Below are 13917 nucleotides of genomic sequence, written 5' to 3'. Positions count from 1 at the left end.
GAATGAACAATGAATCAAGCATGCGAGCCTATCACCCCTTGGGAGGAACACCGTTTTTGGCTGGAAATTCTGGACGATCACGCGATTTTTGTCCGTGACTTTCTGTCTCCTACGGAATCTCACTGGGTCGCATTGGCGCAACAGTACAGCGAACGATTCCGTTATTTGCTCGGGCAGCTGATGAAGATGCCAAGCCGTAACCTCCCGATCGATGATCCGGCGATGATCGAGTTCGCCCGTATGGTCTATCCCGTAGCGGAAGGATACTATCGCCTGGAAGGCACGCTGCAGAACTTGCGGTTAACAAACAGAGTCAATATAAATGCCTCTCCTACTTATTTCAACGGGACGCTGAACGAGAATCAAGAGTATTTGCGTTTCTTGTCTTATGCGCAGAAGGGGCAGCCGTTTGAGGAGTTGTCGCTTGTCGCTCTGCTTCATCTATGGATCGAGGATCAATTGGGTCACGCTATTCTGCTAAACAATGTCCTGGACCCCGTCGAAATCCCGCTGGCGACAAAAGCGCTGGGGTTTGCGCAATCCTTCCGCAATCATATGGCCAAAAACCAATCCATTGCAGGCTACTTGCGGTTTTCTCCTCCCGGCTTGCCCTTTCAACAACGGTTTGCCCGGGAAGTTTCGCAGACCGTTGCCGAGTTCTACTGGTTTGTCGTGCAGATTATCGAGCAATTCGCCAATACTGAGCTCATAAGCCGGGCAACGCTGCGCTTCCTGGAACACCATCTGCCTGAGACCTGTTATTTTCTGCGCAAATTGAGCTGTTTTAATCCTGAAATCGTCATGATCCCATACTGTTCGCTCACGAAGCCGACCTTATATACAACTTGAATCGATTCCCGAAACTCATTTTACCGCGCCTGTGCTTGTCAGCTTGACACGGGTTGTGATCTCGATGTCCGCTTGGGCAAACGCATCTCCCCAGTTGTCTTCGACCTCCTTCCATCGGGAGAGTTGGTAAGCTTTCGCATAATAGCCGAATCCAATCGGATCGACGCGGTAACGCTGAATTTTGCCGATAAGCTTATCGCACTCCTGTTGAAGCTGCTTTGCGATTTCCTGTTCCAGAACGGGAACAGGAATGTTTTCTTTCCAATTCGTCGCTTGTTCCGTTAATTCGGCCTCCGCATGGACTGCAACGCGGAACTGGAACCGTTCTTTGCCATAGGCCGAATGCATGTTGTAATTGGCGTTTTTAATATTTATAGTAACGATGCCCTTGGACGGCAAGTCCAGCATGAGTTGGATCGGCCGGCCGATATCCCGCTGCAGCAATAACAGCAAGGAGCTTTCCTTGTTGTTAAGAGAACCGGCATATTTTCCATCGTCGGACAACAGTGCCGTTCCGGTTACCTTTATTTCCCCCGGGAGTGCCTTGATTTCCGTCACATAAGGCGTAATTCGGGGATTGAGAAGTTGATCTTCTAATTGATAAGCACGTGTGAGAACGCATATCCGGTCTTCGTAAGAAGTCTCGATTTCTTCAAACAGCACGACCTCCAATCTCCCCTTATCGTCCATTTCCGATTCCATGATTTCAGACACATTCCCATCAACCATCGCGATGCTTGCATTGATCTCGCTGCTCGGGTCCCTGAAAAGAACATCCATGTAAGGATAAATGGATTTCTCAGTTAGCAGCTTTTTGCCGACCAGAACGGTTGCGAGCTTCCGTCCCGTTAAGGCCCCAATGCTCATGGAGTCGAGCTGGAGCCGGGACTGTCTGGTTGATAAGGCTGTCGTCTTTGTTATATTGTACTTTTTGTTTGCCTCCCGACTAAATATGGGAGAGGAAGAATAGGCTTGTAATCGCCCCTCCTCATTGAGGTCTATTCCGTAAACCCCCATAATTTGGAGCATTTCCAGAGCGGTAGATTTACCGCACGCGCACGTTGCCATCAGCATAATCAAGGCGAACAGTGATAGATATCGTTTAGGTATTCTCTTCATGGATGCCGTTCCTTTCTTATGAACCGATAGCCAATACCCCACAGCCACAGAAAGACTGGAAACAAGAAAGCCAGCAAGAACCCGGCTTTGCCGTATTGCCTTCCCATCCATTGAAGTTGCCAAAAGGAAGGCCGGAACAACACCGAGAGCACAACGCAGCCTGCCAGAAACGCAATTGTATAGTAGCGATGGTTCTTCGTGCGCAGCAGCCGGTTCGCCCCCATGGCCGCCATATACAGATAAGGGACAATCGTCGCGAACAGGATGACCAGATACAAGGCTACGAAAATGATCTCGAATCGCTCGACGAAAGGCAAGCGAATCAGCTTTAACAGGACAAGCGAAGGCCATACATATTCTTTGAGCGTCTCTTCGCTAAATTGAAGAAAGCTGATAACCGTAGCAATAGAATAAGTGATCAGCGCAAGCGTGTTCGCGAAAACCACACCCTGAATGGCGCGTTTCTTTTCCGTCAGGTACGGATACAGAATGAATGCCAGCTCAAATCCCAGGAAAGACAGCAGTGTGGTTTTGACTGCCAGGATAATGTTCACCCATCCATTGTGGCCTATCGGAAGAAAGTTCAGCCAGTGGGCATCTTTAAGTCCCCAGAATAACGACAGAGGCATCCAGAACGAAATCAAGTAGACAAATTCGCCAAACCTTCCGACCAGCTTAAGTCCATGAAAGGTATATAGACAGATCGGGAGCACGAAGAGGAACATGAGAGTTGGACTTGAAATAGCAGGCAATACCCACACTTGGGTCAAGTGTATCGACCATAAGAGCATAACGAGCGAGCCTCCGGCTGCGTAACCGATCCAGAGGAGAGAGAGCCCCCCGCCGATCCACGCTCCGAACAAGCGCGGGAGAAGCTCATATAGCGTATCGTTAGGGTATTTAGACATGGCGGCAATGATCAGGATGCTGACCGTCACAGCTATCGCATAGCCAATAAGCAAGGATATCCATCCGTCGGTACCGGTTGTTTCCACGAGATCCCGAGGCAGCGTAAGGATTCCGATACCGATTTGAGTCTTGTATATGGTGAAAACAAACTGAGTAAAACTGATCTTATGATCTTCCGGGCTAAGCGGCCTTCTCAAGCTCCATTCCCTCCCTGTCCGCCTTTCCGGTTCCTTCCTTGCCGACGAAGCTGTGTCGCGTTTGTGGAACGTGGACGCTGCTTAAGCATAAAGAGAGGGAAGCGAACAAATATATCCTTCCAATCACGCATATCAAGCGGAGCAACGGGAATGCCGTAGGGAATGCCGAGCGTTCGCATAGACATGATGAACCCGACCAGAAGGAGCATGCTGATCACAATGCCAATCAACCCGAATAATGAGGCGGCGATCATAAACGGAAAGCGAATGAGCCTCAAGGAAGACGCCATGTCAAAGTCGGGAATGATAAAGGAGGAGATCGCTGTCAGGGCAACGATGATAACCATGATGTTGCTGACGATGCCCGCTTGCACGGCCGCTTGACCGATCACGATCCCGCCGACGACACCGATCGTCTGACCGACCGGGCCAGGCAGCCGAAGACCGGCCTCTCGCAGCATTTCGATCGATATCTCCATCAAGAAGGCTTCAATAATGGGAGGAAACGGAACGCGCGCGCGCGACTCCCCGATCGAGAGCAGCAATTTGAAGGGCAGAACCTCGAAATGAAACGCAATGAGCGAGATATAGGAAGCCGGTAGGAATATGGTTATCAACAAAGCAACAAAACGGAGCGCCCGGAGAAATGAGGCTACCAACCAGCGGTGGCTGTAATCGTCTACCGTTTGGAAAAATGACACGAAAGTGACCGGACCGACAAGAACCGTTGGAGAGTGATCGACAACAAGCGCGATGCGTCCTTGCAGAAGATGCGCTACCGCAGCATCCGGGCGTTCCGTCGTTTGGAATTGAGGCAATAAGTTAAACGGGTGATCATCAAGGTAATCCGTCAGTTCGCCGGTACTCAGAATCGCATCGACGTCGATGCTTTGAAGTCGCTTCTCCATCTCTTTGACCAAGTCCGGCTTAACGATATCAGACAAATAAAGAAGCGTCATTGTCGAGCGGACTCGCTTGCCGATAATATATTGGTTGAGCTTGAGCTCATGGTTTGGCAAATAACGCCGAATAAGAGCAATATTTTGCTCTCCCGTCTCTACGAATCCCTGATGAGCCCCTTTTATCGTAGACTCGGTCTGCGGTTCGCTAATCGCGCGCTGCGGCCAGCCTTGCGTGAACATGATCAGGGCTTCCGCAATACCGTCTACGAATAGCACGCATTTACCGGTAAACAGCGATATTTCGACTTGTGTCCAATCCGAGACCGTTTGCACTCTGCCTACAGTAACGGGAGCATTTGAAAGTTCTTTTATTGCTTCGGCTTCAGAGATGAGAGGCCGCAATATATCATGCGTGATAGATACCTTGTCAACAAGTCCTTCGAAATAGAGCAGCAATGCCCGTTGTTCCGATTTTAATTGAAAAGGCCTGATCACCAGATCCGGACTCTGACAGAATAAGTGCTGCGCGGTTTCCAAATTGTCGGCAAGCGATGTTGAAAGATGGTTCATTTTTCATTTCCTCCGCAAGGTCCAACAAGCTGGATTTATTTTCTACCGTGTATGTTGTGCATTTGGAAAAATTTTATTCGCACTATTCGCATGGCCGTCCAATTACCAATCCCTCACATAATAAAAAAAACCGGGTCGTATATTCTTATACGACCCGAGGTTTTATGTCCCAAAACGGATTTAATTAGCGCCTTCAGGTGCCGCCCAATTTTTCTCGACAGAATCGATTTCCCCGGTTTCGGCGTTTACGAATGCGGTGTAAATATCGTTCTGCTCGATGCCGATATCTTTACCGTCCTTTAAATCACGCTTCGCTTTGAGGAGTTCCTCGTCAGAATACTCGTAGGTTTGTTCTACAAAGGTTACAAAATAGAACGTTCCTTCCTTGTCTACTCGGTTGCCCAAATCATAGGAAATTTTAAAACCGCTTAATGACACCTTGAATTTTTCTTGAATCGCTTTCTCGGCACTCACAACCGCTATCTTTTCGTTCACCGGCAAATCTTTATTTATAATCCCCGGCTCTGAGCCTGGGCCAGCAATATCTGGCTGCTGATGTTTACCGATAATCTCTACCTCTTGAGCATCGCTATTGGAAGAAGCATATACCGACATCACGCCGTTTCCTGCAATCAAAGCGGTTGCTACTCCTAAAGTAGCCAGTACTCTTGCTGCCATCTTTTTTCTCATCCTTCATGACCTCCAACATTTATTGGTGTTTCGTAGCTACAAACCCATTATGATGGAGCCGCGTTATGAACTAATCTTCAAGTTGTTACGGAGTTGTAAAAAAAACGGAGACCCTTGTATATTTATTTTCTTCTGAATCGATTTTTAAGTTTGCGTGATGGAGCCGGGCAATCTGATTGCAGATGGACAAGCCAAGCCCAATCCCGCCCAGCTCTTTGGAGCGGGAACGATCCACCACATAAAACGCTTCCGTAATTTTTGTAATATCCTTCTTCGGTATGCCTCTTCCATGATCCAATACCTCCAGCACGACGCCTTCGCCCGAATCGTAACTTCTCAGCTCTATCTCCCCTCCAAGCGAGGAGGCTTTTATGCTGTTTTCCACTAAATTAATGAACATCGATTGCAATAATTCTTGATCTCCATAAACGACGTCAGCCAAGCATTCCATTCTGATCGTCATTTGCTTCGCTTCTAGATGATGCCGTTCCATGTTTGCCACATATGCAAACAGATTCTTGATAGAGATGGGCTCTAAGGTAACCTCTCCACTCTTCAAATATAACAATTGCATCATTTTCCCCGAGAGGACGTCCAGTCGCGTTATATGCTCATGAATGTAGCGGACCGCCATTTTCCTTTCTTCTTCATTATGATTGGCATGATTTAAAAACTCGCTGTATCCCTTGATAGCCGTAATGGGCGTTTTTAGTTCATGAGTGAGGTTATTGATGAACATTTCCTTGTCTTCATTCGCCTTTTTGATCGTTTCGACATGTTTGGAAACAGCATCCGCCATCTTGTTAAAATCTTGTGCTAATTCCCCAAATTCGTCGTTCCCTCTCACATTTACTTTTCGATCATACGCTCCCGATGCAATCGCCTTTACGCCTTTGTTTAACCTGCGGATGGGTGCGGTTAATTGAAATAATAGAAAAATAAGCGCTGCCGATAAAATCAAAGAAATGACAACACTGAGCGTAATGAAATACTGCCGCAAAGTATTCTGATATTCCTGTAAATAATCCGAATTTCTTGACATAACAAGTCTTAAATCCTGGAATTCCATTTTTCCGCCGATAAACAGCCAAAGCTCGCCATTCATCTTTCTATATACGGATTGGTACGGATGAACCCCATGCAGTTCTACCCGATCCCCCGCAAATTGATAGGCATTGGAAAAGACCAATTGATCCGCTTGATACACCTCTAAAAGGATACCGTCTTTATCATAATTTTCCGCGAAGCTGGCAATGATCGATTCATAGCGGGTACTTCCCGTACGTTCAGCATATACGCGAAGGATATAGCTTAATGAATTCTCGATGCTCCCGTATACGCTCGCGCCTCTTGAGATATCCAACTGTTCGTTCAGCTCGTAGCTCTTTTTTAGAAGCCCATAAGCACCAAGATCGAAGGCGATCAGAAATACAATCAATACGCTCAGATACGTTTTCTGCCAGAATTTCACCTCTACACCTCTAGCCTGTACCCGTATTTATATATCGTTTTGATCCGGTTCTCCCAATTTAGTTTCTTTCTCAGCTTTTGAATATGCACGTCGACGGTTCTTGTTTCGCCATAAAAATCGAATCCCCACGTCTGCTCAATAATTTTTTCGCGGGATAGCGCGATATTTTTATTTTGCACGAGAAGATCCAATAATTGATATTCCCTATTGGTTATTTCGATTTCTTGTCCATGAACGGTCACGATATGCTTGTCCAAATCCACAATCGTGTCATCCAGCCTGAATTCATTTGCGGATTTTTGGTTTCTTCTTAGAACGACATGGATGCGGGCGATAAGCTCCACGGCTTCAAAAGGCTTGACGATATAATCCTCCGCTCCGATCTCAAGGCCATGCACTTTATCGGAAACCGAATTTTTAGCGGTTAAGAAGATCACCGGTACGCCCCGCTTCACGATATCCTGCACGATTTCAAAGCCGTCTCTGCCCGGCAGCATCACGTCCAGGATAACCAAGTCGATGCTCGTCTCCTTTAATATCTTCAACACTTGATCTCCGCTATACAATTGGACATACTCATGCCCAACCATCTTTAAATTGACGGCAATCAAATCGTTAATCGCCTTCTCATCGTCTACAATTAATATTTTCGCCATAAGACACCTCTACGTCATGATAGCAATTCTGTAATCGAAAGTTATCATAGAGTTGTAAAATTATTTATCCTACAGTCTTACCCCGCGGAAATTTATCCATTCAAGGGGTCATGTGCCTATCCTCGCCATTTATTTGCTGCAAAAAAAAGAAGCCGCTCCTCTGAGAAGCGGCTTCTTGCCGAACTTTTTGGCTGCATCCTGCTAACCTTGCGCTCCCACGCCGGTATCCGAAACGGAAGCAGGCTTTACTAGCGCTTTCTTCTCCCATACTCTGCTTCTCCAGCGAAGCAGCATCATGACCCCCCGCAGCCATTCGTCTACCGTAAAGGCAATCCATATGCCAAGCAATCCGATTCCGAAATGAACGCCCAGCAGATAGGCAAGCGGCACCGAGACTCCCCACATGGAGATGATGCCAAGCAAGACGGGAAACCGTGCATCTCCTGCAGCACGCAGCGAATTGATGATAACCAAATTGAAAGTTCGACCGGGTTCAAGCACGATGGAAAGCAAAAATATGCTTGCACCGGCAGCAATGATCTTAGGGTCCTCTGTAAACAAACCGACCAGTTCATTCCGGAATATCGCCGCCACGCCAACGACGGCTATGGTAATCAAGAAGCTGATCCTTACGCTTTTCATCAGCCTCTGGTAAGCCGCTTTCATATCCCCCGCACCGACCATTTGTCCGACGATGATCTCCGTCCCCATCCCGATCGCCATCGCCAGCGCCATAAAATAGTTCGATACATTCATGACATAAACATGCGTATTTAACGCGGTGATGCCTATCATATTGACGAAGCTAATAATCATCAAGTACTGCGACTGCCAAGAGAGATGCTCTCCCGCGGCAGGCAAGCCGATGCTCATGATCTGCTTGGCGTAGGAACCGTTCCAGGTCACGTAATCCTTCCTTTGGATCGGCGCAGGAGTCCGGCGATACAAAAGGATAAAAAGAACAATAATACCTAGCAAACGGCTGACGACCGTTGAGATGGCCGCTCCCGTAACCCCCCATTCCGGGAAGCCCAGGTTGCCGAAAATAAGTAAATAATTTCCGCCGATATGGAGGATGTTGACGCCTAGCGTCACATACATCACGCTCTTCGTGTTTCCGCTCGAACGGATAACCGACGACACCGCGTAAGAAAGCGCCTCGACCCAAATAAATCCGCCGATGATCTTTAAGTAGCGACTCGCAATTTCGATTTGTTCGGGATTTAAGTGCAGCAGCCGCAGAAGGGATTCTCCAAAAGATACGAGAACGATGCTGACAAGGATTCCGAATACTAGGTTCATCGAGATGGCCAAGGCCGAAATACGGCTCGATTCTTTCGCCCGTCCCGCGCCAATATACTGTGAGACCGCGACGCTGGTGCCTATGCCAACGAAGCCGAACATCAGAATACAAAAATAAATAATTTCGTTCGCTAAGCCTACTGCCCCCGTCGCCTTGTCGGAAATGCGGCTTAACATAAATACATCAACTGTGCCAAGCAGCATGCGCAGCACGGAGTCTATGAAAATGGGCCATGTCACGGCATAAAGACTAAGTTTTTTCCATGATGGAGTATGATCTGATAAGGTCACGTTTACAAGCTCCTACTATGTTTATTCTCTGTCGCCTTCCCTAGTGTAGCGCTCGCGGGTTGATACGTCTATGAGGGAATTTATGTTGAAAAAAAGTAAAAGCGCCCAATAGGGCGCCAGAGAAAAATGAGTTTATTTATCCCTTATTCAACACAAGCTCCAGTTGCACGGTAAAATTGTTCTCGGTCTCCAGAACGACCGTGTGCGGATTGGCCATGCCGAAATCGGCGAATGTCACGTTGGTCTTGCCGGAAAGAAGCAACTGCTCGTTTTTATACATCGCGCTCGAATCGAACGTCACTTCCTTGTCTACCCCTTTGATCGTCAGTGTGCCCGAAATCGTAAGCGGCACGGCAGCTCCTTCATTCCACTCCGCCGGCACCGACGAGATGGACTTCGTCTTGAATGTCGCCTGCGGATACTTGGTAACCGTAAGCAAATCGTCGCGCTCCTTCACGTGGCTGTCCCGCATGCTGTTGCCCGAGTCGAGCGCCGTCAGATCGACAACTCCTTCGCCCGCCATGGATGCGGCATCGTTCAGATCGACTTTCCATGAACCCGTCACCGCTTCATCGACAAAATTGACCGTTTCCTTCGACGTCGTAACCGACCAGTATACTTTGGAACCGCTCGCTATGCTCCACGTGCCATTCAGCTTGTCCGATGATACCGCTTCGCCGGTTGAAGCCGAGGCTTCTCCAGCCCCCTCGCTCGTCGCGGTCTCTTCCCCCTGAGCCATGACCGACTCGATCTCTACATTGTTGCCGAGATAACGATTGAACCCTGAATATGCACCAATCCCAATCAGTACCACCACAATAACTGCCGTCAACCAAATGACCTGCTTCTTCTTCATCATTATCCCTCCTATCTCTATTTGACGATCTCTTATCCGCGATCATTGTAACAGCCCAATATGTCGAGCAGATGTCGAGATGTAAAATATGGTCTTTATTACCATGACCAAAGTTGCCATCCTCTCCTTAATTGTCTGGTACCCTGACGGTTGTTATAATGATGGCAGCTAGATTGGAAAGGAGCTGTCTGCTTGAAGACGATTTTGGTTGTCGAAGACGAACCCGCGATCGCCCGCGTACTAGTCGTCTATTTGCGCAAAGCGGGCTTCGACGTTATGCTTGCGTCCGATGGGCGGAAGGCGCTGGAGTTATATGTGCAAAAGCCTCCATCGCTCATTCTTCTCGACGTGATGCTTCCTCATATGGACGGTTGGGAAGTGCTTCACCAAATACGCGAAACCAGCAGCTGTCCGATCATCATGCTGACCGCTCGCGACGGAATCGATGACAGGCTGTCCGGTCTGAACGGCGGCGCCGACGACTACATGTCCAAGCCGTTCATACCGGAGGAAGTCGTCGCTCGGGTTCATGCGGTGCTGCGCCGGCCATCGCAATGGACCGATGAGGGCAGACAAAGCCGCTTCGGCCGCTTAAGTATCGATTTCCTTAGTCAGCGCGTTACGCTCAGCGGTGCAGAAGTCACCTTAATGCCCCGCGATATGGCCGTGCTGCTCTACTTGGCAGAACACCCGAACCGGACGTTTACCCGGGACCAGCTTATTGAGAATGTATGGGGAACGGACTATGAAGGAAGCGACCGTGCGGTCGATTTGTCGATCAAGCGGATAAGGCAGGCTCTGTCCCACTGGCCCGCAGAGGAAGGCGAAATTCGGACTTTAAGGGGAACGGGGTATCAATTTTGGATCGAAAACTGAAGCCAACCTCGATATTGTCGTATTGGACCCTGCGTTACTTCACCATTCTCTTTATTGTGCTGCTGGCCCTTACCGCCGCCGTCGTCTGGTGGACCAATCGCGAAACGATGGACAGCCGCCAGCAGGCCGCAGAGTTGCTGGCACAGGAAATCACTGACCATCTTGACTCTACGAATGGAATTATCGCTATCCCTCCGAACATGAACGCAATCATTGAGAAGCGGTCGAAATTTTTCAAAGGAGGAGCCAAATTATGCGTCATCGTGACGGATAAGGACGGTAAGCTTCTTTACTCTAACGAACCGATCACGCAAGAGGATCTGCCCAAGTGGCTGAATGACCGCCTCGATAAATCCCGTCTGCCCGGATTACATGCGGTTCCGGCGCCGATTATCTATAACGGGAATACACTCGGACAAGTCACCTTGTTATATCCAACCGAATCCATGTTCCGACGGCCCGAAGTCCAATTGGCGCTCGGCTTGCTGCTCGTCAGCTTGACCGCGCTCGGCTGGCTGATGATTTATTTATTGTCCAGGAAGCTGGCGCGACCGATACGCCATGTGGCGTCGGCCGCCCGCGAGATCAGCCACGGGAACTACGACATCGAGCTCAACGCGAATGCGAAGGAGCGTGAATTGGGCGAGTTAATCGTCTCGTTCAAGGAGATGGCGGGCAAGCTGCAACAACTGGAGCATTCCCGTTCCTTTATGCTGGCTGGCTTGACGCATGAGTTAAAAACACCCGTTACTTCCGCGAAAGGCCTCATCCATGCAGTCAAAGAAAAAGTTGTACAAGACGAAGAAGCGGATGAATTTCTTGATATCGCTCTTCAAGAGACTGGCAGGCTGGAGAGGATGATCGCGGATTTGCTCGATTACAACGCGTTAGCCGCCGGACTCGTCCAGGCAAGCGTCAGGCGTTTGGATGTTGCCGAGCTTCTGTCCGAAATCACCTATCAATGGACGCTGCATCAGGACGGGGACATCCGCGAACCTGAGCTATCTCTGCACGGGCATCCGATTGAAGTGGAAGGCGACCCGCTTCGCATTCAGCAAATTATCGTGAATCTGCTCAATAACAGTGCCCAGTCCAAACATCCGGACCGCCCGCTCCAAATCCTTATCACCCTAAGTAAACAAAGCGACGGGTACGCAGAGATACTTGTTGCCGACAACGGCTCCGGTATCCCTCTTTCCGAGCAAAGCCTCGTATTCGAGCGTTTCTTTCGCGGGGAGCATAAGAAACAGAATGTACGCGGGCTTGGTCTGGGCTTAGCGTTCAGCAAACTGCTCGCCCAAACGCAAAAAGGCAATCTCGCATTGAGCGAAAGCTCGGAAGAAGGAACCGCGTTCACGCTGACACTGCCGCTTGTTTCTAAAGAATAAGGGCATCCAATGGATGCCCTTTATTTTCGTATTAGATTCCTATAAGAAGATCATTCGCCATCGTAACAATAAAAGGAGCAATCAGGTGGAATGCTCCTTTGCCTTGCGGGACCTCGCATGGCCTCGTGCGCCATTGTACTCCTGCGTGTTACTCGGTATTACCGAGTGTTGCCTGGTATTACTTCGTATGGCCTTGTCACACAAAGCAATACCGCGTCCTGCTAGCTCCACGCTTCGATATCCTCATCGTCAATTTCCTCTTGGCGAGTGGAGTGTTCCTTTTCGTAGATGACGGCTCTTGCTTCTTCTACTGGATGCTCGGCTTTTACCTCAGCCGCAGCAGCCGCTTGTTGAGAAACCAACAAGTCTTGTCTGTGAATACCTGTCCGCTCCATCGGGATAAACATCTGCAAATTCCGGACGCCATACTGCATAATTTCGTTCTCCACGAGATAACGAAGGGAATCCATTAGGTTCGTCTGCATGTTCAACCATGCCATGACAAGCGGATCCTCGTTCTTCCTTGTCTTCAGGCTAATGTTATCGCCCGCCAGCTTGGTCTTTTTCATCACCATCACCTGCTTGCTCCGTTAGATTACGCGGGCTGCTCCGCTTTATTTTTCAGCGCCTCGTAGATTTTGCCGCGTACAAAAGCATCCAATCCTGTCGCATTCAGCTCCACGGCAAATTCCGCCGGAATATAGAACAGCTTAATTTCCCTCACGTCGCAGAGCTCTTTCAAGTAGGGGTACAATATCGCCTGCATGAGAATGCTGCCGCCGCCATAAACGCAGATCAAGTCAATCTCGTTACGCGCTTTGGTCAACTGCTTCTTTACGTGCTGGACGATTTGTTTAACCTGACTCTCCAGCGGTCTCCGAAGTGTCTTAAGCGCCCTTGCATGGTACTTATGCTTCGGGTTCTTGAGCACATCGCTGAAGAACTGCCTCGGACTGTCCGGAAGATGGATCAGACGGTTGAACTCCTGCAGCGCTTCTTCAATCGCATAGCCCGCTCCATGATGGCTGCCATGCACGAATTGCCGCAAGAACCGGTTGCCCTCCGTGATGGGATACTCCGTTGATCCGTCACCAATATCGACATGGAGAATCCTTTTATCTTTGAAGAAACTCCCGTTGAATTTCTTGTCTATTCCGTATGAAGCAGCAAATTCGGCAAAAATCTCGCCTTCCCGCCAATTGCCCGCAGCGTCCTTTTGCAAAGTAAAAATAACCGGCGTCGCTTCCGGAACAACCTTCACGAAAGGAAATACGATGTTAACCGATACCCGGAGAATGCCGAGGTGAACCGTCACATGATGCCTCCACGAAGTGAACTGCTTCTCGAACTTCGCGGAGGACTCGTCCGTATGCTGCGTAACCGGCAGCGCTGTCGCCATGTCGACCTCGATGTCGAGCTGGGCCGGAATATGCTTCTCCTCTTCATAGGCTTTTTGTACCGCGACCGCGGCGATTTGCGCCAGTGTGTTCACGACCGGCAAATCCATCTCGCTCTTAGAGTCGATGCCGATCTGAATATTATCGAGAATTTCACCGCTCTCCAGAGCAAACTTCCCAATGTAGTACATGCCCGGCTGCGCAGACGGTGAGTCGATGGTAACAACCAACTGGTCCTGAAGGTTCTTTATGAAGCCCTCCGGCGCTTGCTCCTCCCGCCAGGGAAGCTCGTCCACTCTACAATTCACATTGGGCTGCTTAATTAATCGACCGTCAATCATCAAATCATGCTCGCTATTCCCATTATCGTTACCTACAAAGAAGTGATAGTTCATTGCTACTTCCTCCTATCAATAGGTTTGCATGCCTTGGTATTACTTTGCC

General features: G+C 49.1%; 13 protein-coding genes. 3 read left to right on the top strand and 10 right to left on the bottom strand.

Annotated elements, in window-relative coordinates; all coding sequences use genetic code 11:
- Window positions 1-9 precede the first annotated feature (9 nt).
- Window positions 10-849 (top strand): DUF2935 domain-containing protein, encoded by an 840-nt coding sequence (locus BM200_RS24955; RefSeq protein WP_091189393.1) that lies wholly within the window; start codon window positions 10-12, stop codon window positions 847-849.
- Between the two features lie 15 nt (window positions 850-864).
- On the opposite strand, the gene BM200_RS24950 is transcribed toward BM200_RS24955, so the two are convergent.
- The 8 genes from BM200_RS24950 to BM200_RS24915 form a co-directional block, all read right to left on the bottom strand.
- Entirely contained in the window at window positions 865-1968 is a 1104-nt protein-coding gene (locus BM200_RS24950) for a Ger(x)C family spore germination protein (RefSeq protein ID WP_175533012.1), read from the bottom strand.
- Window positions 1965-3074, bottom strand: coding sequence for a GerAB/ArcD/ProY family transporter (locus tag BM200_RS24945; protein WP_091189390.1), 1110 nt, complete (start codon window positions 3072-3074; stop codon window positions 1965-1967). The genes BM200_RS24950 and BM200_RS24945 overlap by 4 nt, the downstream gene beginning before the upstream one ends.
- Window positions 3071-4546, bottom strand: coding sequence for a spore germination protein (locus BM200_RS24940; protein WP_091189388.1), 1476 nt, complete (start codon window positions 4544-4546; stop codon window positions 3071-3073). Before BM200_RS24940 ends, BM200_RS24945 begins: the two co-directional genes overlap by 4 nt.
- 180 nt (window positions 4547-4726) lie before the next feature.
- On the bottom strand, window positions 4727-5236 hold the full coding sequence (locus tag BM200_RS24935) for a hypothetical protein (protein WP_091189387.1): 510 nt from the start codon (window positions 5234-5236) through the stop codon (window positions 4727-4729).
- A gap of 85 nt (window positions 5237-5321) precedes the next feature.
- Window positions 5322-6707 carry a sensor histidine kinase gene (locus tag BM200_RS24930; RefSeq protein ID WP_091189385.1) on the bottom strand — a complete coding sequence of 462 codons (1386 nt, stop codon included), beginning with the start codon at window positions 6705-6707 and terminating at the stop codon, window positions 5322-5324.
- Window positions 6708-6709: 2 nt separating this feature from the next.
- Window positions 6710-7363 carry a response regulator transcription factor gene (locus tag BM200_RS24925; RefSeq protein ID WP_091189384.1) on the bottom strand — a complete coding sequence of 218 codons (654 nt, stop codon included), beginning with the start codon at window positions 7361-7363 and terminating at the stop codon, window positions 6710-6712.
- 201 nt (window positions 7364-7564) lie between these two features.
- Window positions 7565-8956 (bottom strand): MATE family efflux transporter, encoded by a 1392-nt coding sequence (locus tag BM200_RS24920; protein ID WP_091189382.1) that lies wholly within the window; start codon window positions 8954-8956, stop codon window positions 7565-7567.
- 136 nt (window positions 8957-9092) lie between these two features.
- Window positions 9093-9815, bottom strand: a complete 723-nt coding sequence (locus BM200_RS24915) for a YceI family protein (protein WP_342716550.1) — start codon at window positions 9813-9815, stop codon at window positions 9093-9095.
- Window positions 9816-10004: 189 nt separating this feature from the next.
- On the opposite strand from BM200_RS24915, the gene BM200_RS24910 reads away from it, so the two are divergent.
- Both BM200_RS24910 and BM200_RS24905 read left to right on the top strand, forming a co-directional pair.
- The gene (locus BM200_RS24910) at window positions 10005-10688 is read left to right on the top strand and encodes a response regulator transcription factor (protein ID WP_091189379.1); all 684 of its coding nucleotides are present in this window, start codon (window positions 10005-10007) and stop codon (window positions 10686-10688) included.
- Complete coding sequence (locus BM200_RS24905) at window positions 10673-12076, top strand: HAMP domain-containing sensor histidine kinase (protein ID WP_091189378.1); 1404 nt, start codon at window positions 10673-10675, stop codon at window positions 12074-12076. The genes BM200_RS24910 and BM200_RS24905 overlap by 16 nt, the downstream gene beginning before the upstream one ends.
- 221 nt (window positions 12077-12297) lie before the next feature.
- On the opposite strand, the gene BM200_RS24900 is transcribed toward BM200_RS24905, so the two are convergent.
- Together BM200_RS24900 and BM200_RS24895 are read right to left on the bottom strand one after the other, a co-directional pair.
- Window positions 12298-12645: a hypothetical protein gene (locus BM200_RS24900; RefSeq protein ID WP_091190080.1), complete on the bottom strand. Its 348-nt coding sequence runs from the start codon at window positions 12643-12645 to the stop codon at window positions 12298-12300.
- A 26-nt stretch (window positions 12646-12671) separates the two neighbouring features.
- The gene (locus tag BM200_RS24895; protein ID WP_091189376.1) at window positions 12672-13868 is read right to left on the bottom strand and encodes a ParM/StbA family protein; all 1197 of its coding nucleotides are present in this window, start codon (window positions 13866-13868) and stop codon (window positions 12672-12674) included.
- Window positions 13869-13917: the final 49 nt, after the last annotated feature.

It is taken from the genome of Paenibacillus catalpae (assembly GCF_900112695.1).
In the GTDB taxonomy this organism is placed as follows: Bacteria; Bacillota; Bacilli; order Paenibacillales; family Paenibacillaceae; genus Pristimantibacillus; species Pristimantibacillus catalpae.
This window is presented reverse-complemented; position numbering and strand designations above follow the sequence as displayed.

Coding starts and splice junctions, on each gene's coding strand:
- BM200_RS24955 (WP_091189393.1), top strand. CDS start 10: ATGAATCAAGCATGCGAGCCTATCACCCCTTGGGAGGAACACCGTTTT.
- BM200_RS24950 (WP_175533012.1), bottom strand. CDS start 1,968: ATGAAGAGAATACCTAAACGATATCTATCACTGTTCGCCTTGATTATG.
- BM200_RS24940 (WP_091189388.1), bottom strand. CDS start 4,546: ATGAACCATCTTTCAACATCGCTTGCCGACAATTTGGAAACCGCGCAG.
- BM200_RS24935 (WP_091189387.1), bottom strand. CDS start 5,236: ATGAGAAAAAAGATGGCAGCAAGAGTACTGGCTACTTTAGGAGTAGCA.
- BM200_RS24925 (WP_091189384.1), bottom strand. CDS start 7,363: ATGGCGAAAATATTAATTGTAGACGATGAGAAGGCGATTAACGATTTG.
- BM200_RS24915 (WP_342716550.1), bottom strand. CDS start 9,815: ATGATGAAGAAGAAGCAGGTCATTTGGTTGACGGCAGTTATTGTGGTG.
- BM200_RS24900 (WP_091190080.1), bottom strand. CDS start 12,645: ATGAAAAAGACCAAGCTGGCGGGCGATAACATTAGCCTGAAGACAAGG.
- BM200_RS24895 (WP_091189376.1), bottom strand. CDS start 13,868: ATGAACTATCACTTCTTTGTAGGTAACGATAATGGGAATAGCGAGCAT.